A 19,056-nucleotide genomic window follows, 5' to 3' on the forward strand; every position below is an offset into this window, starting at 1 on the left:
ATGGCACGGGCGGGACGCGTCGCGCTAGACCGAGGCGAGGAGGTGGCAGAACTCCAGCGCCACGGTCGCCGCGAGCCAGGCGGTCTGGCCGCCGACGTCGAAGCCGGGCGTCACGGTGTTGATGTCGAAGCCGACGATGGAGAGGCCGGCGAGCCCGCGCACCAGCGCGAGCCCCTCGCGCGCGGTGAGGCCGCCCCATGCGGGCGTGAAGACGCCGGGCGCCGTCGCCGGGTCGAACACGTCCATGTCGAAGCACACAAAGACCGGCCGTGTCCCCACCGTCTCGCGGATCGCCGCGATCGCCGCCTCCACGCCGTCGCGCTCCAGCACCGTCATCGGCACGATGCGGTAGCCGAGCCCCTCGGCGTGGTCGAACACTCCGGGGACGTAGGAGAGGCCGCGCAGCCCGACGTGGAGCGAGTGGCGCGTGTCGACGAGGCGCTCCTGCGCCGCGTAGGCGAAGGTCGTCGCCGGGTCGAGCACGACCGCGTTGCGCGCCTGCGGATCGGGGTAGGCGTCGGTGTGGCTGTCGAAGTGGACGACGACGAGGTCCGGATGGCGCTCGTGGAGCGCTCGCATCATCGGGACGCTCACCATGCCGTCGCCGCCGAGGCCGATGGGGACCGCGCCGGTCGCCACGACCGCGGCGAGCGCGTCGGTCATCCGCTCGAGCGAGGCCTCGAGGTCGCCGTGGACGACGGCGACGTCGCCGCAGTCGACGAGCCCGAGCGCTGCCACTGGGTCGACCGTCGCCGGCCCCTCCGGGCGGTAGTGCCGCACCATGTCCGTCGACATCATCCGGATCGCGGCGGGGCCGAGCCGCGCGCCGACGCGCCTCGGGTGCTGCCCGCAGTCGAACGGCAGCCCGACGATGGCAGCGCGCGCGTCGCCGATGTCGAGCCGTTGGGGGACTCCGAGGAAGCTGCCGACGGGGCGGAACAGCTCGGCGGGCAGGCCGCTCACGCGATGGGGTCGCGCACCAGCGGCGAGGTTGAGCAGTGGATGCCGCCGCCGCCCTCGTAGACGAGGTCGTAGTCCACCGGGACGACCTCGATGCCGAGCTTGTCCATCCGCTCGGCGGTGCGCGGGCTGAGGCCGGACTGCATGAGGACGCGCCCCGGGCGCACGGCGAGGCAGTTGAGGCAGCCGACGGCGTCGTCCGGGTGCACCTCGACGGTGCGGATGCCGAGCCGGCCCAGCTCCTCGAGGAACCAGAACGGGAGCTGCGTCGGGTTGATGATGGCGGTGTCGACGTCGATCATCACGATCGCCCCGTCGATGTGCAGGCGGTACCCGGTGAGGTCGACGCGCAGGAGCTGCGAGCCCGCCTCGGTTAGCACGCCCTCCACCTGCCGCGCCCCGGCCTCGTTCACCCGCGACGAGCGGCCGATGACGGCGAGCCCAGGCTTCAGCCACACGAAGCTGCCGCCCTCCATGAGCCCGGTGCCGGAGATCGTGCGCAGGATCGGCATGCCGAGCTTGGCGAGGGTGCGCGTCACCGGCGCCTCCTCGCCACGGCGCACGATGGGGCCGAGCCGCGTCACGATGGCGCCGCCTTGGACGCCGATGCAGCTGTCGCGCGTGTAGATCTGCTTGTGGCGGCCGGGCGCGACGCCGTCCACGAGGACCACCTCGACGCCCTCCGCACGGAGCGCGGCGGTCAGCGCGTCGTGCTGCGCCTGCTGGGCAGCGACGTCGGGCAGGCGGTCGCCGCGCCAGTACCAGGTCTGACCCTCCTCATCGCCGTAGGAGTTCAGCCGCTCGATGCGCTTGCACGGATCGAGGATCGCCATCTCCTCGCCGGGCCGGTGCATGAGGACGACGCGCAGCTGGCCGACGTCGTTGTCGCAGCCCCAGCGCCGGCCCCACACGGTCTCCTGTTGCTCGGGCGACTCGAACGCCGGCTCCGCGTGGCTCGGGAAGCTGCGGATCGTCATGTTGTAGCGGTACTCGAACTCGCTCACGGCGCCGCTCATCGGGCACTCCTCCTGCGTTGGCGGGTCATTCGTTGGTGCCGGAGAGGCGAACCGTGCGCGCCCTGCGCGTGCGCAGCTCGACCATCAGAAGCACGAAGGTCAGCACGATCAGCATCGTCGCGATGGCGGCGATGGACGGGTCGAGGTGGTCCTGGATGCCGTTCCAGATGCGCTTGGGCAGCGTGTAGACGTTGCGGCTCGTGATGAAGAGCATCACCACGATCTCGTCGAATGAGATGGTGAAGGCGAACAGCGCGCCCGACAGGATCCCCGGCGTGATCGAGGGGAGGATGACGAGCCGCACCGTCTGCGGGGTCGACGCGCCGAGGTTGCGAGCGGCCTGCTCGACACGAGGGTCGAAGTTGGCGAGCGAGGCGGACACGGTGATGACGACGTACGGCACCGCGATCAGCGTGTGGGCGATGACCGCGCCCAGGTAGGTGTCGAGGAGGCCGAGGTCGATCCAGAACTTGTACATCGCGAGCGCCTGGACGATCACCGGCACGATGATCGGCGTCAGCATGAAGATGCGCACCGCCTCTGACGCGCGCGAGGCGAGGCGCCAGCAGCCGATGGCGCACAGCGTGCCGAGGATGACGGCGAGCGTCGTGGCGCACACCGCGACGATGACGCTGTCAAGGGCGGCGGACAGCCAGATGTCGCGCTCGAACACCGCGCGGTAGTGCTCGAGCGACACCGTCTCCTGCGGCAGCGACAGGTAGTACTGGTCGGTGAGCGAGACCGGCACCACCACGGCCATGGGCAGCACGAGGTAGGCGAGCACCGTCCACGCGAGGCCGAGGACGAAGAGGCGGCCATAGACCGCGCGCGGGTCCCTCATGGTGTCCTCACGTCGCGCCGAACACGCGGCGCAGGTCGACGAAGCGCGCGACGAGCACCAGGCCGAACAGGACGACGAAGAGCAGCGAGGTCGCGAGCATCGACGCCTGGCCCCAGCGCAGGGTCTCTTCGAACGAGACCCTGATGTACTCGGAGATCATCACCACCTTGCCGCCGCCAAGGATCGCCGGCGTGATGAAGAAGCCGATGGAGAACACGAACACGAGGATCGTCGCGGCGATGATGCCCGGCTTCGAAAGCGGCAAAAAGACGAGCCGGAACGCGCTCCAGGGCGACGCACCGAGGCCGCGCGCGGCGGCGATCAGCGCCGGCCGGATGCCGCTCATGTTGGAGTAGATCGGCAGGATCGCGAGCGGCAGCATGAAGTGCACCATGCCGACCAGCACGCCGAACTCGTTGCGTACCAGGCGCATGGGCTCGGTGATGATGCCGAGCGCCATCAGCCCCTCGTTGATGAGCCCCTGGTTGTTGAGCAGCATGATCCAAGCGAACGCGCGGATGAGGACGCTGAGCCACAGCGTCAGGAGGATGCAGAACATCATCCAGGTGCGCTGCGCCGGCCCGACGAGGGTCAGCGCCGCCGCCACCACGTAGCCGAGCGTGACGGTGATCACCGTTGTCAGGACGCACACGCGCAGCGTCGTCAGCCAGATGGTGTGCAGCGTCCCGTTGGTGAACAGGTCGCGGTAGTTGCCGAGGCCGAGCCTCGGTTCGCTGATGCTGAGCCAAAAGATCTCGCCGAGCGGCCAGATGTAGAAGATCAGCATCGCGATGACCGCGGGCGCGATCAGGAGCCAGTACTGCAGGCGGAGGACTTGCGTCATCTCAACTCGGTGTCGGTCGGCCCGCGGTCATCGTCCGTGCGCGTCAGCCGGACATCACGTCGAGGTACATCTCGCGCGACAGGGCGTCGTTGGTGAGGTCGCCGACGCCGCTGTCGGCCTCGTACCAGCGCGCGTCCTGCTTGATCTGCTTGGCGAAGTTCTCCGGCTGGCCGGGGTCGATGTAGCGCATGTCCTCGGGCACCAGGGGCGCCGCGGCGGGGTTTGCCGGACCGTTGCCCATCATCTTGAACAGCTCGACCTGCTGCTCGGGGTCCTGCGACGAGGCGATGAACTTCATCGCTGCCTCGGTGCCCGCGGGGTTGCCCTTGGGCACGTTCCACATGCCGGCCGTGACGATGCCGTCGTTCCAGGTCCACACCACGTCACCGCGCATGTCCTGGTTCAAGAGGTTGGCGCGGGTGTGCCAGATGTTGCCCATCACCACCTCGCCGTTGCGGAACAGCTGCTGGCTCTCGCTGCCCGAGCCCCAGACGATGACGTCGTCGCGGATCTCGGCGAACTTCTCGCGGGCGAGGTCCATGTCGATGGGGTAGATCTCCTCCTTCGACCTGCCGGCGGCGAACATGGCCGCCTCCAGCATGCCGTTGGGCTGCTGACGCAGCGTACGCCCGCCGGGGAACTTCGCGGTGTCCCAGAAGTCCACCCAGTTCTGCGGCTCGGAGTCGAGCCGCGCCTTGTTGTAGGCGAGGATGAACGAGAACAGGTAGTTCGCCGCGCCGTATTCGTAGGCGTAGTCCTGGACGATCTTCGCCTTGTCGACGATGGAGTAGTCGATGGGCTCCAGCACGTTGGCCTTCTGGAGGACGAGCGTCGTGCCGGCGCCGGTGTCGCACACGTCCCAGGTCACCGCGCCCGACTCCACCATGGCGCGGATCTTCGACAGCAACGGTCCGGTGCCGTCGATGATGACCTCGATGCCGGTCTCCTCGGTGAAGGGCTCGCCCCAGGCCTTCTGGTAGGCCTCCACCGCCGGACCGCCCCAGTTGACGACCACCAGCTCCTCGGCCTGGGCGAACGCCTTCGACCACGGCCCGGTGGCGGCGAGCGCGCCCATCGCGCCGATGGCGGCGAGGAAGCCGCGCCGGCCGATCTCGCCGCGCGCCAGCTTCGTCGCGGCGATCTCGATGCAGTCGCGCGCGAAGTCGTTGTCGCCCGCCTGGTCGATCGCGCTGGCGACCTCCGGGTAGAGGTCCTTCTCGTACTGCGACTTCAGGATGGTCATCGCGCCTCTCCTTCTCTCTTTAGTTTCGCTCAGGGCTCGACGGGAACCGATGCGTCGGCGCGCCAGCCGAGCCACACGGGCGTGCCCGCAGCTTGGTCGACGGCGCACGTCCAGGCCGGGCTGGCGACGAGGAAGTCGCCGAGCGCCTCCGTCTCGACGCGGAAGTGGATGCTCGAGCCGAGGTAGTTCACCGCGGCGACCCGCCCCTCGAGCCGGTTGGCCGTCTCGGGGGGCGCAGCACGGGGCGTGATCGCCAGCTTCTCCGGCCGCAGGGAGATCACGACGTCGCGTCCGGGCTCGACCGCCGCCGTCGCCTGCTGCACGAACGTGGCGCCGTCGGCGGCGTAGCGGAACTCGCCGCCGTCGGCGCCCTCCACGGTCCCGGTGATGAAGTTCGACTTGCCGAGGAAGTCCGCCACGAAGCGCGTCGCCGGGCGCTCGTAGAGCTCGGCCGGCTCGCCGCGCTGCTCGATGCGGCCCTCGCGCATGATGACGACCTCGTCCGACATGGACAGGGCCTCCTCCTGATCGTGGGTGACGTAGATGAACGTCGTCCCGAGGCGCTCGTGCAGCGACTTCAGCTCCCACTGGAGCTCGGAGCGCAGCTTCTTGTCGAGCGCCGACAGCGGCTCGTCGAGGAGGAGAAGTGCGGGCTCGAAGACCATCGCGCGCGCCAGCGCCACGCGCTGCTGCTGTCCGCCGGAGAGCTGGGCGGGGTAGCGCTCGCCGAGGTGGCTCATCTGCACGAGGTCGAGCGCGGCCGCCACCTTCGATGCCGAGTCCGCGCGTGACACGCCGCGCACGCGAAGCGGGAACCACAGGTTCTCGGCCACCGTCATGTGTGGAAACAGCGCATAGCCCTGGAACACCATGCCGAAGTTGCGCTTGTCCGGTGGCAGGCCGGTGATGTCGCGTCCGCCGAGCAGGATCGTGCCGGCGCTGGGCTCGACGAAGCCCGCGATCGCCATCAGGACGGTGGTCTTGCCGCCGCCCGAGGGGCCCAGGATCGTCAGGAACCGCCCCTCGGCGATGTCGAGGTCGACGTCCTTCACCGCGGCGAGGCTACCGTAGTACTTCGTCAGCCCCTGGAGCGAGAGGGCCTGCCCGGACTTGCCGTCGACGACGTCGCGCATGAAGGGTCCCGTTGATCCGTGGCAAATCGAGCACGAACCGCTGGCGCCTGCAAGCTGGGCAGTGCCCAAGACGCGCGCAAGCACTGCGGGAACGGCAGGCGAACCGGTCAGCCGCCGACCTTGGCGAGGTAGCCGTCGGCGATGGCGATGAGCTTCTCGCGCCCGAAGCTCTCGCGGTGGCCGCCGTGCACCGTGCGCACGTCGAGCTCGCGTAGGCGGCGCATGGTGGCGGCGTACGGCGCGCGGTCGCTCTCCGGCAGCGTGTCGATGATGAGGCCGTCGTAGATCGCGTCCCCGCCGACGAGCGTTCCGGTCGCCTCCTCGAGGAGGCCGATGGAGCCGGGCGTGTGCCCCGGCAGGTGGAGCACCGTGAGGCGCCGGTCGCCGAGGTCGATCGTGTCGCCCTCGTCCACCGTCGCGGTGACGCGCGCGGGCTCGATGGTCCATCGCGCCGGGTCGAACCCGTCGTGGGGAAGCGCTGCGATGAGCGAGCCCTCCGTGTCGAACCCGGACGCCTGGAGCGTGCGCTTGCGCTCGTCGGTCGCGGTGTCGAACGTCAGCGACCAGTCGGTCGGCTCGGCGAGGAGGTCGGCCTCGGCGGGGTGCATGAGGATGTCGCCGGCGAACTCCGCCGCCGAGCCCACGTGGTCGACGTGCGCGTGGGTCACGAGCAGCGTGACGGGACGGTCCAGCAGCGGCGCGAGGAAGGCGCGCAGGCTCGCCACCCCCATCCCGGCGTCGACGAGGAGGTGCCGGTCGCGGCCGGCGATGAGCCAGATGTTCGCGCGCAGGAGGCGGGAGACGTGCGGCTCCCAGATGCGCACGACGCCGTCCGGATGCCACTCGACGGCGAACCAGGGATCGGCGGGGCGCATCCGGCGGGCGTCGAAGGCGCCGGGTCCGTGGGTCGATCCGGCCAAGGCATCCTCCCTCGATGGCTCGGCCGAGCCGTTGACAGGCGACGCGGCCGGCGCCGAACCTTGGCCCATCGCCACCGTCCGGATCAATTCGCCATGCCCTCACTTGCCGCCGACCTGATCCTCACCGGAGGTAAGATCGCGACCATGGACGCCACCGAGCGCACCGTCGAGGCGCTCGCCGTCGTCGGCGACCGCGTGGCGGCGTGCGGCACCGCCCAGGAGGTCCGCGAGCTCGCCGGCCCCGCGACGCGCGTCATCGACCTTGCGGGCCGCACCGCGATCCCCGGCATCGTCGACAGCCACGCCCACCCCGACACCTACGCGGCCCGCCTCGCCACCTGGGAGCTGGTCAGCCCCGACCGCGTCCCCTCCCGCGCGGCGCTGCTCGAGGCGATCGCGCGCCGCGCGGGCGAGCGCGGGCCGGACGAGTGGGTCGTCGGCTACCGGTTCGACGACAACAAGTCCGGCGGCTACCCGACGCTTGGCGAGATGGACGCTGCGGCCGGCGGCCGGCCGCTGTTCCTCCTGCGCACGGACGGGCACATCGGGCTCGCCAACTCCGCCGCCTTCGCGAAGGTCGGCCTCGGCACCGACCCCGCCGATCCGCCGTTCGGCGCGTTCGACCGGGACCCCGCGACGGGCGCCCTCACCGGGCTCGCCCGGGAGGCCGCGGCGCACGTCTTCCTCGACGAGGTGCACGCGTCGGACACGCCCGAGCTGCTCGCGGAGGGGCTGGCCCGCGTGTTCGCCGACTGGAACACGGTGGGGATCACCAGCGTGTACAACTCCCTGGCCGGCTCCAAAAGCATCGCGGCCTACCAGATGATGCGGGCGCGACGGGAGCTCACCATGCGGGTCGGCATCATCGTGTCGGGGCGCGAGGCGGGGCTGGTCGAGGCGTTCATCGCGGCGGGGATCAGGTCGGGCTTCGGCGACGACTGGGTGCGCGTGATCGGCGTCGAGTGGTGCCCGGACTGCTCCACGTCGGGCCGCACGGCGGCGTACTACGAGCCCTACGTCGGCACGCCGGCCCTCGGCGAGCCCTCGCCCAACACCGGCATGCTGCTCTACGACGCGGACGACCTCACCGCCCGCGCCGTCGCCGCGCACAAGGCGGGGCTGCAGGTGATGATCGAGGGCGTCGGCGACCGCGGCATCGACTTCGCGCTCGACGCCATCGAGGCGTGCCTCGAGGCGGCGCCTGCGGACGATCACAGGATGCGCGTCGAGCACTGCTGCTACGTGACGCCCCCGGTGCTCGCGCGGTTGAGGCGGCTCGGCGTCGTCGACAGCTCGGCGACGGGCTTCATGGACGAGCTGGGCGACGCCTACCGCGCCAACCGCGGCGCTGCTGCGATGGCGCACATGTGGCCGCACCGCGCGCTGATCGACGCCGGCGTCCAAGCGCCCGGCCACTCCGACGCGATGATCTGCCGGGCGAACCCGTTCACCGCGCTCGCCGCCCTCGTTACGCGGCGGAGCGACAGCGGCGGCGACCTCGACGCCAGCCAGAAGATCACGCGCACCGAGGCGCTGCGCTGCTACACCACGCTCGGCGCCTGGTCCGGCCGCGAGGAGCGCGTGAAGGGCTCGCTGGAACCCGGCAAGCTCGCCGACGTCGCCGTCCTCGACCGGGACTACTTCACCTGCGAGGCGGACGCGATCCGCGAGGTCGCCGTGACGACGACGATCGTCGGCGGCAAGGTCGTCCACGCCGCACCGTGAACCCGCGACGACGGCGCCGCGGGGGCTGATGGGGCTCGCCGCCGCCCTAGATCGCGCCTATGACCTCCCCCGCGAACGTGACGGACCCTCGATGACCCCCGTGCGCCCGGTGAAGCTGTTCGCGCTCGACGAGGAGGACCTCGCCGTCCTCTCCGCGCACGTGCAGGACGCCGTGGCCAAGGTCGCCGACATCCGCTGGTCCCCATCGGTCGGGTCGTTCGCGATCCCAATGAACCGCTTCGCCTGGGAGCGCGCCACGGTCGGTCGCGTCGGCCGCGAGCCCGACGAGCGGCGCCGGTCCGTGCTGTCGTTCGCCCGCGTCGGCCGGGCCCGAGTGACCGGCATCGTCGCCGGCGATCGCGCGGCGGTGGTGTCGATCCTCGCCGTGCTCTTCGAGGCCGGCGAGGCGCCGGCTGGCGTCGTCACCGTCGCGTGCTCCGGGGGCGTGGCGATCCGGCTCGACGTCGAGTGCATCGAGGCGCGGCTCGTCGACCTCGGCGCGGCGTGGGGCGCGTCGATGCGGCCCAAGCACGTCACGGGGGGCTCCTGATGCGACGCCTCGACGCCTCGGCATCGGGCTTCGACGCCGCCTTCGCCGAGCTGCTCGGCGATCAGCGCGAGCTGTCGGAGGACGTCGGCGCGGCCGTGGCAGCAATCCTGGCGGCGGTGCGACAGCGCGGCGACGCGGCACTCGTCGAGTACACCCAGCGCTTCGACGGGCTGAACCTCACCGAGGCCCCCATGGGCATCACCGCAGAGGAGGTGGCGCGGGCCCGGGCCGAGGTTGCGCCGGAGGTCATCGAGGCGCTGCATTTCGCGCGGGACCGCATCGCCGCCTTCCACGAGCGCCAGCGGCCGCAGGACGTGCGGCACACCGACGCGACCGGCGCGACGCTCGGCTGGCGTTGGACCGCGCTCGATGCGGTCGGCCTCTACGTCCCCGGCGGTCGCGCGGCGTACCCGAGCTCGCTGCTGATGAACGCCGTGCCCGCGGCGGTCGCCGGCGTCGGCCGCGTCGTCATGGTCACGCCCGCGCCCGGCGGCCGCATCGAGCCCGTGGTGCTCGCCGCGGCGGAGGTTGCCGGCGTCACGGAGATCTGGCGCGTCGGCGGCGCGCAGGCGATCGCCGCGCTCGCCTACGGCACGGAGACCATCCGGCCGGTGGACAAGATCGTCGGTCCGGGCAACGCCTACGTGGCGTCGGCCAAGCGGCAGGTGTTCGGCGTCGTGGGGATCGACATGATCGCAGGCCCCTCCGAGGTCGTCGTGGTCGCCGACCGGTCCGCCGACCCCACGCTGGTCGCGGCCGACCTCCTCGCCCAAGCCGAGCACGACGAGGTGGCCCAGGCCATCCTCATCACCGACGACGCGGCGCTCGCGGACGCCGTCGCTGCCGCGGTGGAGGAGCAACTCGCCGCGCTGCCCCGCCGCGAGGTCGCGACCGCGAGCTGGGAGGGCCACGGCGCCGTCATCGTGGTGCCGGACCTCGACGCGGCCGCGGCGCTCATCGACAAGCTCGCCCCGGAGCACCTCCAGCTCGCCGTCGCGGACCCTGAGCGGCTCGCCGAGCGCGTGCGCCACGCAGGGGCGATCTTCCTCGGCGCGCTGACGCCCGAGGCCATCGGCGACTACGTGGGCGGGCCGAACCACGTCCTGCCCACCAGCCGGTCGGCACGGTACTCCTCCGGTTTGTCGGTCCAGGATTTCCTCAAGCGCACGACGCTGCTCGGCCTCGACCGAGGCGCGCTCGAGGCGCTCGCCGGCCCCGCCATGACCCTCGCCGCGGCGGAGGGGCTCGACGCGCACCGCCTGTCCATCGCCCGCCGCCTGAAGGGCTGAACCGGTTGGCCGACGCTCCCCAACACAGCGGCCGGCTGATCGCGATCACGCTCGACGAGGCGTCCATCGACCGGGGCAACCCCGACGTCGAGCACGAGCGCGCGGTCGCCGTCTACGACCTCCTGGAGGAGAACACGTTCCGGCCCCTCGGCGCGCCGGAAGGCCCATACCGCCTCGTGCTCGGCATCCAGGAGAACCGCCTCGTCTTCACCATCCAGAGCGAGGCGGGCGATCACATCGTCGCGCACATGCTCTCGCTCAGTCCGCTGCGGAAGGTGGTGAAGGACTACTTCCTGATCTGCGAGAGCTACTTTTCCGCGATCCGCAAGTCGGCGCCGGCGCAGATCGAGGCCATCGACATGGGCCGGCGCGGCGTCCACGACGAGGGCTCGCGCCTCCTCGCCGAGCGGCTGGAGGGGAAGATCGAGGTGGACCACGACACCGCGCGGCGCCTGTTCACCCTGATCTGCGCGCTGCACTTCAAGGGCTGACGCGTGGGCCATGCCCCCAGCTCCGTCCTGTTCGTGTGTCGCCACAACGCCATCCGCTCGCCGATGGCGGCGGCGCTGGCGCGCCAGGCGGCGCCGACCACCTACATCCGCTCGGCGGGGCTCGAGACCGGCGAGGCCGACCCCTTCGCGGTCGCCGTGATGGCAGAGCTCGGCCTCGACATCTCGCGCCGCACCCCGCGCTCCCTCGCCGAGCTCGGCGACACCGCCTTCGACCTCATCGTGACCCTGGCCCCCGAGGCGCACCACCACGTCCTCGAGCTGTCGCGGACCCAGTCCTTCGACGTCGCCTACTGGCCGACCATGGACCCCTCGGGGGCGCACGGCTCGCGCGAGCGGATCCTGGAGAGCTACCGCGCGGTGCGTGACGCGCTGAGAGCGCAGGTGGAAAGCATGTTCTCCGCCAGCGGCGACGGCGGGCGCGACATTGGAACCGAGGCGCGCTAACACCACGTTAGCCTTCGGCGGCCGCACCCACGCTGAGGCCCCGGTCCAGCAACAGCGACAAAGGCCCTCGATGGCGAAGGAAGAAGTGTTGGAGTTCCCCGGTCAGGTGACCGAGCTCCTGCCGAACGCGACGTTCCGCGTGAAGCTCGAGAACGAGCATGAGATCATCGCGCATACCGCCGGGCGGATGCGCAAGAACCGCATCCGCGTCCTGGCCGGTGACCGCGTCCTCGTCGAGATGACGCCCTACGACCTCACCAAGGGTCGCATCACCTACCGCTACAAGTAGTCCGATGGCGCAGGCGCGCGAACGGACGCTGATCCTCGCCTCCGGGTCCCCGCGACGGCTTCAACTCCTCGAGCAGATCGGCATCACCCCCGACCACCTGTCCCCTGCCGGGATCGACGAGACACCGCTCCGCAAGGAGCGCCCGAGCAGCTACGCGCTGCGCCTCGCCCACGAGAAGGCGGAGGTGGCCTGGTCGCGCGCCCGGGAAGTTCTGGACGACGATGGGACGTTCGTGCTCGCCGCTGACACGGTCGTCGCCGTCGGCCGGCGCATCCTGCCGAAGGCGGACTCCTACGAAGCGGCGGCGACCTGCCTCAAGCGGCTGTCCGGGCGCAACCACCACGTCCACACCGCGGTGGTGGTGAAGGGTCCGAGGGGGCGTGCGCGGGAGCGGCTCGTGGAGACGCGGGTGAAGATGAAGCGCCTGTCGACGGCCGAGATCAACACCTACCTCGAGAGCGCGGAGTGGAGCGGCAAGGCCGGCGGCTACGCCATCCAGGGTCGTGCCGCCGCGTTCGTCGTCCAGATCGTCGGCTCCTACACCGGGGTCGTCGGGCTTCCGCTCTACGAGACGGCGCAGCTCCTGAACGGCATGGGTTACGCGCCGCGCGGAACCTTGCCCGAGGAGGCGGATGCATGAACGCGGCGAGAGAGGGAGGCCCGGTCGGGCAGCCGACGAGGCGCTGTCCCGTCTGCGGACGGCCTGCGGCCCACGAGGTGCGCCCATTCTGCTCCAAGCGTTGCGCGGACATCGACCTCCATCGCTGGCTCGGCGGGCACTACCGTGTTCCGGTGATCGAGGAGGACGCGGGGAGCGCCGAGCGCCCTGCGGACGAGGATTGACCTCGACCCGATCCACCTCAGCTGTGGACGGCTGTCGACCGGCAGTGGCGCGAATCACGCGTTAACCCGAGATTCACCGCGTTCCGATTGATTGGTCGGACCGAGGAACCGGGCTTAATCATCGTGCAACAAACCACACCGTCGCGGCGCTCGATTCGGTTCACCGGCCGCTCGTTCATGGCCTTTGTGCTGACTCCGGTGCCGCCCATCGCCGACTGGCTCGCCGAGTTCGACACCTTCGCCAGACGCAGCCCGGGCTTCTTCGCCGGCCGCCCGGTGGTCGTCGACATCTCGCAGATGCCGCCGACGCGGCCCGACCTCGTCGCCATGGTGACGGAGCTGCGCCGCCGCAACATCGTCATCATGGGCCTCGACGGCCGCGCGCCCGGCGAGCTCGGGGCCGACGCCCGCGGGCTGCCGCCGATCCTGTCCGGCGGCAAGGAGATCGCGGCGCTCGCCGACCTCGCAGGGACCCCGGACGGTGCGGCGATGACGGGCGATGGCGGAGCGCCGGACGGCTCGGCCGAAGGCAGCGCTGCGTCCGCGGTGGCCGAGGCCGCGCTCGCGGCCGTGGAGAAGGCGGTGGACGGGCCGGACGCCGACACCCTCATCGTCGACCACGCGTTGCGCTCCGGCCAGTCCATCGTCCACCTGACGGGCGACGTCGTCGTCGTCGGCTCGGTGGCGTCGGGCTCGGAGGTGGTCTCGTCGGGCTCCATCCACGTCTACGGCGCGCTGAACGGGCGGGCCATCGCGGGCTCGGCCGGCAACCGGTCCGCACGCATCTTCGCCAGCCGGCTCAACGCCGAGCTGGTCGCGATCAACGGCCTCTACAAGACCGCCGAAGACCTGGAGCGCGCGTGCGTCGGACGCGCCGTCCAGGCGTGGCTCGACGGCGATGCCCTCAAGGTCGCCGCCTTCTGATGGAAAGGAACAGTTCGATGGCGAAGGTCCTCGTTGTCACATCGGGCAAGGGAGGCGTCGGCAAGACGACGTCCACCGCCGCCCTCGGCGCCGCGCTCGCCAAGACGGGCGCCAACGTCGCCATCGTCGACTTCGACGTTGGGCTGCGCAACCTCGACCTCGTGATGGGCGCGGAGCGGCGCGTCGTGTTCGACCTCATCAACGTGATCAACGGCGACGCCAAGCTGTCCCAGGCGCTGATCCGCGACAAGCGGGTGGAGACGCTGTACCTGTTGCCGGCGTCCCAGACGCGCGACAAGGACGCGCTGACGGAGGAGGGGGTCGCCGCCGTCATCGAGGAGATGCGTGGGCGCTTCGACTACATCTTGTGCGACTCGCCGGCGGGCATCGAGCGCGGGGCCACGCTCGCCATGCGCCACGCCGACGTGGCGATCGTGACGACCAACCCCGAGGTCTCGTCGGTGCGCGACTCCGACCGCATCATCGGCCTGCTCGACTCCAAGACCAAGCGGGCCGAGGAGAACCAGCGGGTCGAGAAGTTCCTGCTCGTCACGCGCTACGACCCTGCGCGGGCCGAGCGCGGCGAAATGCTGAAGGTCAGCGACGTCCTCGACATCCTGTCGATCCCCCTCCTCGCGGTGGTGCCGGAGAGCCAGGAGGTCCTCAAGGCCTCCAACCTTGGGATGCCCGTCACGCTGGGCTCGCCGACGTCGGTGGCGGCGAAGGCCTACAGCGATGCGGCGCGGCGGCTGATGGGCGAGGAGTTCGAGGTCGCGATCCCGACCGACAAGCGGAGCCGGTTCGGCAAGTTCTTCGCGAGGAAGGCCGCATGAGTGTGTTCGAGTTCTTTCGAAGGAAGAAGGACAGCGCCCCCGTCGCGCGCGAGCGGCTGCAGATCATCCTCGCGCACGAGCGCTCGGCGACGTCCACGTCCGATGTCCTCATCCAGCTCCGCGAGGAGATCCTCCAGGTCATCGCCAAGCACATGCCCATCGAGCGCGACAAGGTGCGCGTGTCCATGGACCGCGGGGACGACGTCTCCCTCCTCGAGGTGGACGTGGAGCTGCCCTTCCGCGACGAGAGGGGCGAGCCGGTTCGCCTCGCGGCGACCGGCTGACCTTGACAGGCGCGGCGGCCGCTCCCTACATGCGCATCTCGGCGCCGGCTCTCCCGCGCCGTTTCGTGTGGAGGTCGCGCCCAATCGCTGAGGGCATGGCCGTCGCCGTGCCGTCCGGAGCGTCCCATGAAGATCACCAACTCCTTGAAGGCGCTGATGAAGCGCGACCGCAACAACAAGCTCGTTCGTCGCAAGGGTCGCGTTTACATCATCAACAAGAAGGCGCCGCGCTACAAGGCGCGGCAGGGGTAACGCGCGCGGCTACGACGTCGAGCGACAGCCGACGTCCTCCCCCTTGGGGTAATGCGCACTCCCATCGTTGAGGTGAAGCTCAGGAGGTCGGCCGCCTTCCGCCGTGCGATCGAGCGGCCCAGACCGGCGTCGACGGATCCGCGCAGATTATCGAACAGCCTGCAGCGCGGTGGACTCGGGCGGGGATGTCGCAGGCTGACCGCCCGCGCATCTGCGCGAGCGGTGCCGGCGAAGCCACGTGACGATCCGTGGCTGAAGACCCTACGGCCAGGGACCGTCAAGCATCGCCGTCGCGGGGTCGACGATCGCCGGGCAGCGACGTAGGCTCAGAGCGAGAAGCCGTTCCGGTCCATGGAACGGGAGAAGCTGTCCCGGGTGCGGTCTAAGACACCTTGGAGGTGGGCGAAGATCCGGTCGATCTCCTCTTCGGTGTAGGCGTAGGAGGTCGGGTTCGAGAGGTTGCGCACGCGCCGTAGCGTCGTCTCCACGTTGCGCACCCGGCGGATCGCCGCCTCCCTGAACTTCTCGCTCTTTTCCCCTTCCTGGCCTGTCATCCGGTGCATTGCAGCAGCCGTGAACTTCTCGCCCTTTTCCACTTCCTGTCCGCGCATGATAATTCCGATCCTTGATCGATAATGTCTCTGGAGGCATCGAACAAAACTTCGAGCGCAGTGTCAACCAATGATTGCGATCAATGGGTTGCCTGCACTGCAGCTAGAGGTCGATTGCTCCCACGGAACCTCCGTCGACCCGCCAATTCGCACCTGCGACAAAGCTCGCTAGGTCTGACGTCAGGAGGGCGATGACTGGTGCGACTTCTTCGGCCTTCCCCCTGCGCTTCAACCCAAGGTATGCGCGCTCTTGCTCAAGGAAGTCCGCGATCGCCACGTCCTTGGAGACCCCCTCGGAGGCGGCCTTCTTCTCCATCATGGCGTCGGTCATCGGCGTCTCGATGAAGGCCGGTGCCACGCAGTTCGCGAGGAGCCCGCTCGCCGAGTGCTGCATGGACACGGACTTGGCGAAGCTCGCGATGCCTACCTTGGCGACGTTGTAGACCGTCTCATCCGGGTAGGGCTGCGCGGCGTTCTCGGACGTGACGAACACGATGCGGCCCCAGCCGCGCTGGATCATCGCCGGGCCGTAAAGGCGGGCGACGCGGACGGCGGACATGAAGTCGGTCTGCCAGGACCCCTCCCAGTCCTCATCGGTCATCTTGAGTGGGTCGCCCTTCGCTCCAGTGACCCCGGCGGCGTGGACGAGGATGTCGACGTCGCCGGTCTCCCGGTAGAGTGCCTCGGCGCCCTCGCTGGTCGACAGGTCCGCGACGATGCCGCGGCCGCCCACTTTCGAGGCGACGTCCTGCAAGGGGTCGTCCTTGATGTCGGTGAGGGTGACCGTAACGCCCGCCTCGCGCAGCCGCTCCGCCGTCTGCGATCCGATGCCGCCGCCCCCGCCGGTGATGAGCGCGGTCTTGCCGTCGATCCTAAGGTCCACTGTGACCCTCCGCTGATGGTGCGATCTGCGGCAAAGGGGCCAGCCGCGGCTTCCGTTCCGGACTGCGCGGTGCGCCTGATTGCAGCGCCGGCCCGGCCACGCCACACTAAGAGGATGACGATCGACGAGAGGCCCACGACGCCATCCCTCGCAAGGGTGACCGAAGCGGCATGTACGCTCGGCCTGGTGGTCGATGGCCGTCGCATGGATGCGGCGACACGGACCGCGGCGGACGCTGTGGAAGCATGCGGCGGCGCGGTCGGCCAGATCGTGAGGTCGCTCGTGTTCGCGGCGGACGGGGCCCTCAGGCTTCTCCTGGTGGGCGGCGCGCACGAGGTGGACTCGGCCGCAGGCGAGGTTCGCACGGGCCTCTCGCTCGGTCGCTGCGACGCGCGGCCGGTGCGCGATGCGACGGGGATCGCCATCGGTGGTGGCGCGCCCATCGGCCACACCACAGCGCCGCCCCTCTTCACGGACGAGGCGCTCCTGTCCCACGAGGTCGGGAGGTGCGCCGCCGGTCGACCGGACAGCGTTTTGGCCGTCGCACCGACCGCGCCGCAACGGGCGACGGGTGCGCGCCTCATCGCGGTGCGGCCAGCGTGAGCGGGGCCGACCTCATGCTCGATGCGGACGCGGACGGGCTCGCCTCGCCTGACGCCTTCGAGGATGCCGTCGTCACGGTGGACGTCGTGACCCGCGTGCAGGCGGCGCCGGCGTCCGCCTCCCAGCGCAAGAACGGTGCGGAGGAGGTGCGCTTCCGCCGCACCGCCATCGCCAAGACCGGGTTCGACCTCATCGCCGACACCGTGCGCCGGCTGCCCAACGCACCCGGCGTCTACCGGATGATCGACGAGGCGGGCGACGTGCTCTACGTCGGCAAGGCGCGCAGCCTGAAGAAGCGCGTGGTGAGCTACTCGCGGCCGACGGGGCTGTCGTCGCGGCTGATGTCGATGGTCAACCGCACCGTCGCCATGGAGTTCGTCACCACCCAAACCGAGGCGGAGGCGCTCCTCCTCGAGGCGAACCTCATCAAGCGCTTCAGGCCGCGCTACAACGTGCTCCTGCGCGACGACAAGTCGTTCCCCTACATCCTGCTGACCGCGGACCACGAGGCGCCGCAGGTCCTGAAGCACCGTGGCGCGCACTCGCGCCAAGGGGACTACTTCGGCCCCTTCGCCTCCGCGGGCGCGGTGGACCGCACGATCAACGCGCTGCAGAAGGCGTTCCTCATCCGCTCGTGCACCGACGCGGTCTACGAGCAGCGCACGCGGCCGTGCCTGTTGTGGCAGATCAAGCGCTGCTCGGCGCCGTGCACGAAGGAGATCGCCGTCGACGACTACCGCGCGTTGGTCGGCGAGGCGAAGGCGTTCCTGTCGGGCCGCTCCAAGGCGATCCGCAGGAAGCTCGGCGAGGAGATGGAGGGGGCGTCCGCGGCGCTGGAGTTCGAGCGAGCGGCGCGCATCCGCGACCGCCTCGCTGCGCTCTCCCACGTGGACAGCCACCAGGGCATCAACACGCAGGGGATCGAGGAGGCGGACGTGTTCGCTGTCCACCAGGACGGCGGGGAGACGTGCGTGCAGGTGTTCTTCTTCCGCACCGGGCAGAACTGGGGCAACCGGGCGTACTACCCGCGCGACGAGGGCCTCGAGGCGGGCGACGTGCTGCAGACCTTCCTCGCCCAGTTCTACGACGACAAGCCGGTGCCACGCTGCCTGTTCCTGTCCCACGACGTGCCCGAGCGCGAGCTCCTGGCGCTCGCCTTCTCCGAGCGCGCCGGGCGCAAGGTGGACGTCGCCGTGCCCCAGCGCGGGGCCAAGCGCGACCTCGTGGAGCACGCCCTGGCCAACGCCCGCGAGGCGCTCGGCCGTCGCCTGTCGGACCGGCAGAGCCAGGGCAAGCTCCTCGAGGGCGTGGCGCAGACCTTCGGTCTCCCCGCGCCGCCGCGGCGCGTCGAGGTGTACGACAACTCGCACATGATGGGATCGAGCGCGGTGGGCGGCATGATCGTGGCAGGGCCGGAGGGCTTCTCCAAGCCGCACTACAGGAAGTTCAACATCAGGTCAGAGGAGCTCACCCCGGGCGACGACTTCGGCATGATGCGCGAGGTGCTGACGCGTCGCTTCTCCCGCCTCCTGAAGGAGGCACCGCGGACCGGAGCGCCCGACGAGGGCGGCGAGGCGGAGGGGCTCGGACCCTGGCCCGACCTCGTCCTCATCGACGGCGGCGCGGGGCAGCTCGCCGCCGCTCGCACGGTGCTCGACGGCCTCGGCATCACGGACGTGCCTCTGGTTGGGGTCGCCAAGGGCGTCGACCGCGACGCGGGGCGCGAGGAGTTCCATGTGCCGGGGCAGAAGCCGTTCCGCCTGCCGCCGCGCGACCCGGTGCTCTACTTCATCCAACGCCTGCGCGACGAGGCGCACCGCTTCGCCATCGGCGCCCACCGCGCCAAGCGGAAGAAGGCGCTGACCGCTAACCCCCTCGACGACATCGCCGGGGTGGGTGCGGCGCGCAAGCGCGCGCTCCTCAAGCACTTCGGCACCGCGAAGGCGGTGGCCAAGGCCGGCATCGACGACCTCGTCGCGGTGGACGGCATCTCGGAGAGCGTGGCGCGCCGGGTGTACGATCACTTCCACGCCGCCAACGCGCCGTCGTCGCGGTGA

Annotated in this window: 23 protein-coding genes; 14 read left to right on the top strand and 9 right to left on the bottom strand. The window is 70.4% G+C overall.

Going from position 1 to position 19,056, the window contains the following annotated elements:
- Positions 1 to 24 precede the first annotated feature (24 nt).
- The 7 genes from ACOOE8_RS08215 to ACOOE8_RS08245 all read right to left on the bottom strand — a co-directional run bounded on the left by ACOOE8_RS08215 (position 25) and on the right by ACOOE8_RS08245 (position 6,957).
- A complete protein-coding gene (locus ACOOE8_RS08215; RefSeq protein ID WP_420394336.1) occupies positions 25 to 963 on the bottom strand; it encodes an arginase family protein in 939 nt (312 codons plus the stop codon).
- Positions 960 to 1,976, bottom strand: coding sequence for a dimethylarginine dimethylaminohydrolase family protein (locus tag ACOOE8_RS08220; protein ID WP_420394337.1), 1,017 nt, complete (start codon positions 1,974 to 1,976; stop codon positions 960 to 962). The genes ACOOE8_RS08215 and ACOOE8_RS08220 overlap by 4 nt, the downstream gene beginning before the upstream one ends.
- 25 nt (positions 1,977 to 2,001) lie before the next feature.
- A complete protein-coding gene (locus ACOOE8_RS08225; RefSeq protein ID WP_420394338.1) occupies positions 2,002 to 2,817 on the bottom strand; it encodes an ABC transporter permease in 816 nt (271 codons plus the stop codon).
- 7 nt (positions 2,818 to 2,824) lie between these two features.
- Entirely contained in the window at positions 2,825 to 3,661 is an 837-nt protein-coding gene (locus tag ACOOE8_RS08230; protein ID WP_420394339.1) for an ABC transporter permease, read from the bottom strand.
- Between the two features lie 43 nt (positions 3,662 to 3,704).
- Positions 3,705 to 4,904 carry an ABC transporter substrate-binding protein gene (locus ACOOE8_RS08235; RefSeq protein WP_420394340.1) on the bottom strand — a complete coding sequence of 400 codons (1,200 nt, stop codon included), beginning with the start codon at positions 4,902 to 4,904 and terminating at the stop codon, positions 3,705 to 3,707.
- Positions 4,905 to 4,933: 29 nt separating this feature from the next.
- Entirely contained in the window at positions 4,934 to 6,037 is a 1,104-nt protein-coding gene (locus tag ACOOE8_RS08240) for an ABC transporter ATP-binding protein (protein WP_420394341.1), read from the bottom strand.
- Positions 6,038 to 6,144: 107 nt separating this feature from the next.
- A complete protein-coding gene (locus ACOOE8_RS08245; RefSeq protein ID WP_420394342.1) occupies positions 6,145 to 6,957 on the bottom strand; it encodes an MBL fold metallo-hydrolase in 813 nt (270 codons plus the stop codon).
- Positions 6,958 to 7,050: 93 nt separating this feature from the next.
- Between ACOOE8_RS08245 and ACOOE8_RS08250 the strand changes: the two genes are divergently transcribed.
- The 12 genes from ACOOE8_RS08250 (at position 7,051) to ykgO (ending at position 14,902) form a co-directional block, all read left to right on the top strand.
- The gene (locus ACOOE8_RS08250; RefSeq protein WP_420394343.1) at positions 7,051 to 8,682 is read left to right on the top strand and encodes an amidohydrolase; all 1,632 of its coding nucleotides are present in this window, start codon (positions 7,051 to 7,053) and stop codon (positions 8,680 to 8,682) included.
- 91 nt (positions 8,683 to 8,773) lie between these two features.
- The gene (locus ACOOE8_RS08255; protein WP_420394344.1) at positions 8,774 to 9,232 is read left to right on the top strand and encodes a DUF2948 family protein; all 459 of its coding nucleotides are present in this window, start codon (positions 8,774 to 8,776) and stop codon (positions 9,230 to 9,232) included.
- Positions 9,232 to 10,521 (top strand): histidinol dehydrogenase, encoded by a 1,290-nt coding sequence (gene hisD / locus ACOOE8_RS08260; protein WP_420394345.1) that lies wholly within the window; start codon positions 9,232 to 9,234, stop codon positions 10,519 to 10,521. The genes ACOOE8_RS08255 and hisD overlap by 1 nt, the downstream gene beginning before the upstream one ends.
- Positions 10,522 to 10,526: 5 nt before the next feature.
- The gene (locus tag ACOOE8_RS08265; RefSeq protein WP_420394346.1) at positions 10,527 to 11,012 is read left to right on the top strand and encodes a UPF0262 family protein; all 486 of its coding nucleotides are present in this window, start codon (positions 10,527 to 10,529) and stop codon (positions 11,010 to 11,012) included.
- 63 nt (positions 11,013 to 11,075) lie between these two features.
- Positions 11,076 to 11,477 carry a protein-tyrosine-phosphatase gene (locus tag ACOOE8_RS08270; protein WP_420394662.1) on the top strand — a complete coding sequence of 134 codons (402 nt, stop codon included), beginning with the start codon at positions 11,076 to 11,078 and terminating at the stop codon, positions 11,475 to 11,477.
- A 70-nt stretch (positions 11,478 to 11,547) separates the two neighbouring features.
- Positions 11,548 to 11,766, top strand: coding sequence for a translation initiation factor IF-1 (gene infA, locus ACOOE8_RS08275; protein WP_244777662.1), 219 nt, complete (start codon positions 11,548 to 11,550; stop codon positions 11,764 to 11,766).
- 4 nt (positions 11,767 to 11,770) lie between these two features.
- Positions 11,771 to 12,406: a Maf family nucleotide pyrophosphatase gene (locus ACOOE8_RS08280; RefSeq protein ID WP_420394347.1), complete on the top strand. Its 636-nt coding sequence runs from the start codon at positions 11,771 to 11,773 to the stop codon at positions 12,404 to 12,406.
- Positions 12,403 to 12,609: a DNA gyrase inhibitor YacG gene (gene yacG, locus ACOOE8_RS08285; RefSeq protein WP_420394348.1), complete on the top strand. Its 207-nt coding sequence runs from the start codon at positions 12,403 to 12,405 to the stop codon at positions 12,607 to 12,609. The genes ACOOE8_RS08280 and yacG overlap by 4 nt, the downstream gene beginning before the upstream one ends.
- Positions 12,610 to 12,786: 177 nt before the next feature.
- Positions 12,787 to 13,533, top strand: coding sequence for a septum site-determining protein MinC (gene minC, locus ACOOE8_RS08290; RefSeq protein WP_420394349.1), 747 nt, complete (start codon positions 12,787 to 12,789; stop codon positions 13,531 to 13,533).
- Positions 13,534 to 13,550: 17 nt separating this feature from the next.
- Positions 13,551 to 14,366: a septum site-determining protein MinD gene (gene minD, locus ACOOE8_RS08295; RefSeq protein WP_420394350.1), complete on the top strand. Its 816-nt coding sequence runs from the start codon at positions 13,551 to 13,553 to the stop codon at positions 14,364 to 14,366.
- Complete coding sequence (gene minE, locus ACOOE8_RS08300; protein WP_420394351.1) at positions 14,363 to 14,650, top strand: cell division topological specificity factor MinE; 288 nt, start codon at positions 14,363 to 14,365, stop codon at positions 14,648 to 14,650. The genes minD and minE overlap by 4 nt, the downstream gene beginning before the upstream one ends.
- 126 nt (positions 14,651 to 14,776) lie before the next feature.
- Positions 14,777 to 14,902 carry a type B 50S ribosomal protein L36 gene (gene ykgO, locus ACOOE8_RS08305; RefSeq protein ID WP_420394352.1) on the top strand — a complete coding sequence of 42 codons (126 nt, stop codon included), beginning with the start codon at positions 14,777 to 14,779 and terminating at the stop codon, positions 14,900 to 14,902.
- A 326-nt stretch (positions 14,903 to 15,228) separates the two neighbouring features.
- Here the strand turns inward: ykgO and ACOOE8_RS08310 are convergent, their stop codons facing one another.
- Both ACOOE8_RS08310 and ACOOE8_RS08315 read right to left on the bottom strand, forming a co-directional pair.
- On the bottom strand, positions 15,229 to 15,513 hold the full coding sequence (locus ACOOE8_RS08310) for a hypothetical protein (protein ID WP_420394353.1): 285 nt from the start codon (positions 15,511 to 15,513) through the stop codon (positions 15,229 to 15,231).
- A gap of 103 nt (positions 15,514 to 15,616) precedes the next feature.
- A complete protein-coding gene (locus ACOOE8_RS08315; protein ID WP_420394354.1) occupies positions 15,617 to 16,396 on the bottom strand; it encodes an SDR family NAD(P)-dependent oxidoreductase in 780 nt (259 codons plus the stop codon).
- Between the two features lie 114 nt (positions 16,397 to 16,510).
- Here ACOOE8_RS08315 and ACOOE8_RS08320 point away from each other — a divergent pair, with 114 nt between their 5' ends.
- Together ACOOE8_RS08320 and uvrC are read left to right on the top strand one after the other, a co-directional pair.
- Positions 16,511 to 16,999: a YbaK/EbsC family protein gene (locus tag ACOOE8_RS08320; protein ID WP_420394355.1), complete on the top strand. Its 489-nt coding sequence runs from the start codon at positions 16,511 to 16,513 to the stop codon at positions 16,997 to 16,999.
- A gap of 14 nt (positions 17,000 to 17,013) precedes the next feature.
- Positions 17,014 to 19,056, top strand: coding sequence for an excinuclease ABC subunit UvrC (gene uvrC / locus ACOOE8_RS08325; RefSeq protein WP_420394663.1), 2,043 nt, complete (start codon positions 17,014 to 17,016; stop codon positions 19,054 to 19,056).

This window comes from Acuticoccus sp., assembly GCF_965213555.1.
GTDB lineage: Bacteria > Pseudomonadota > Alphaproteobacteria > Rhizobiales > Amorphaceae > Acuticoccus.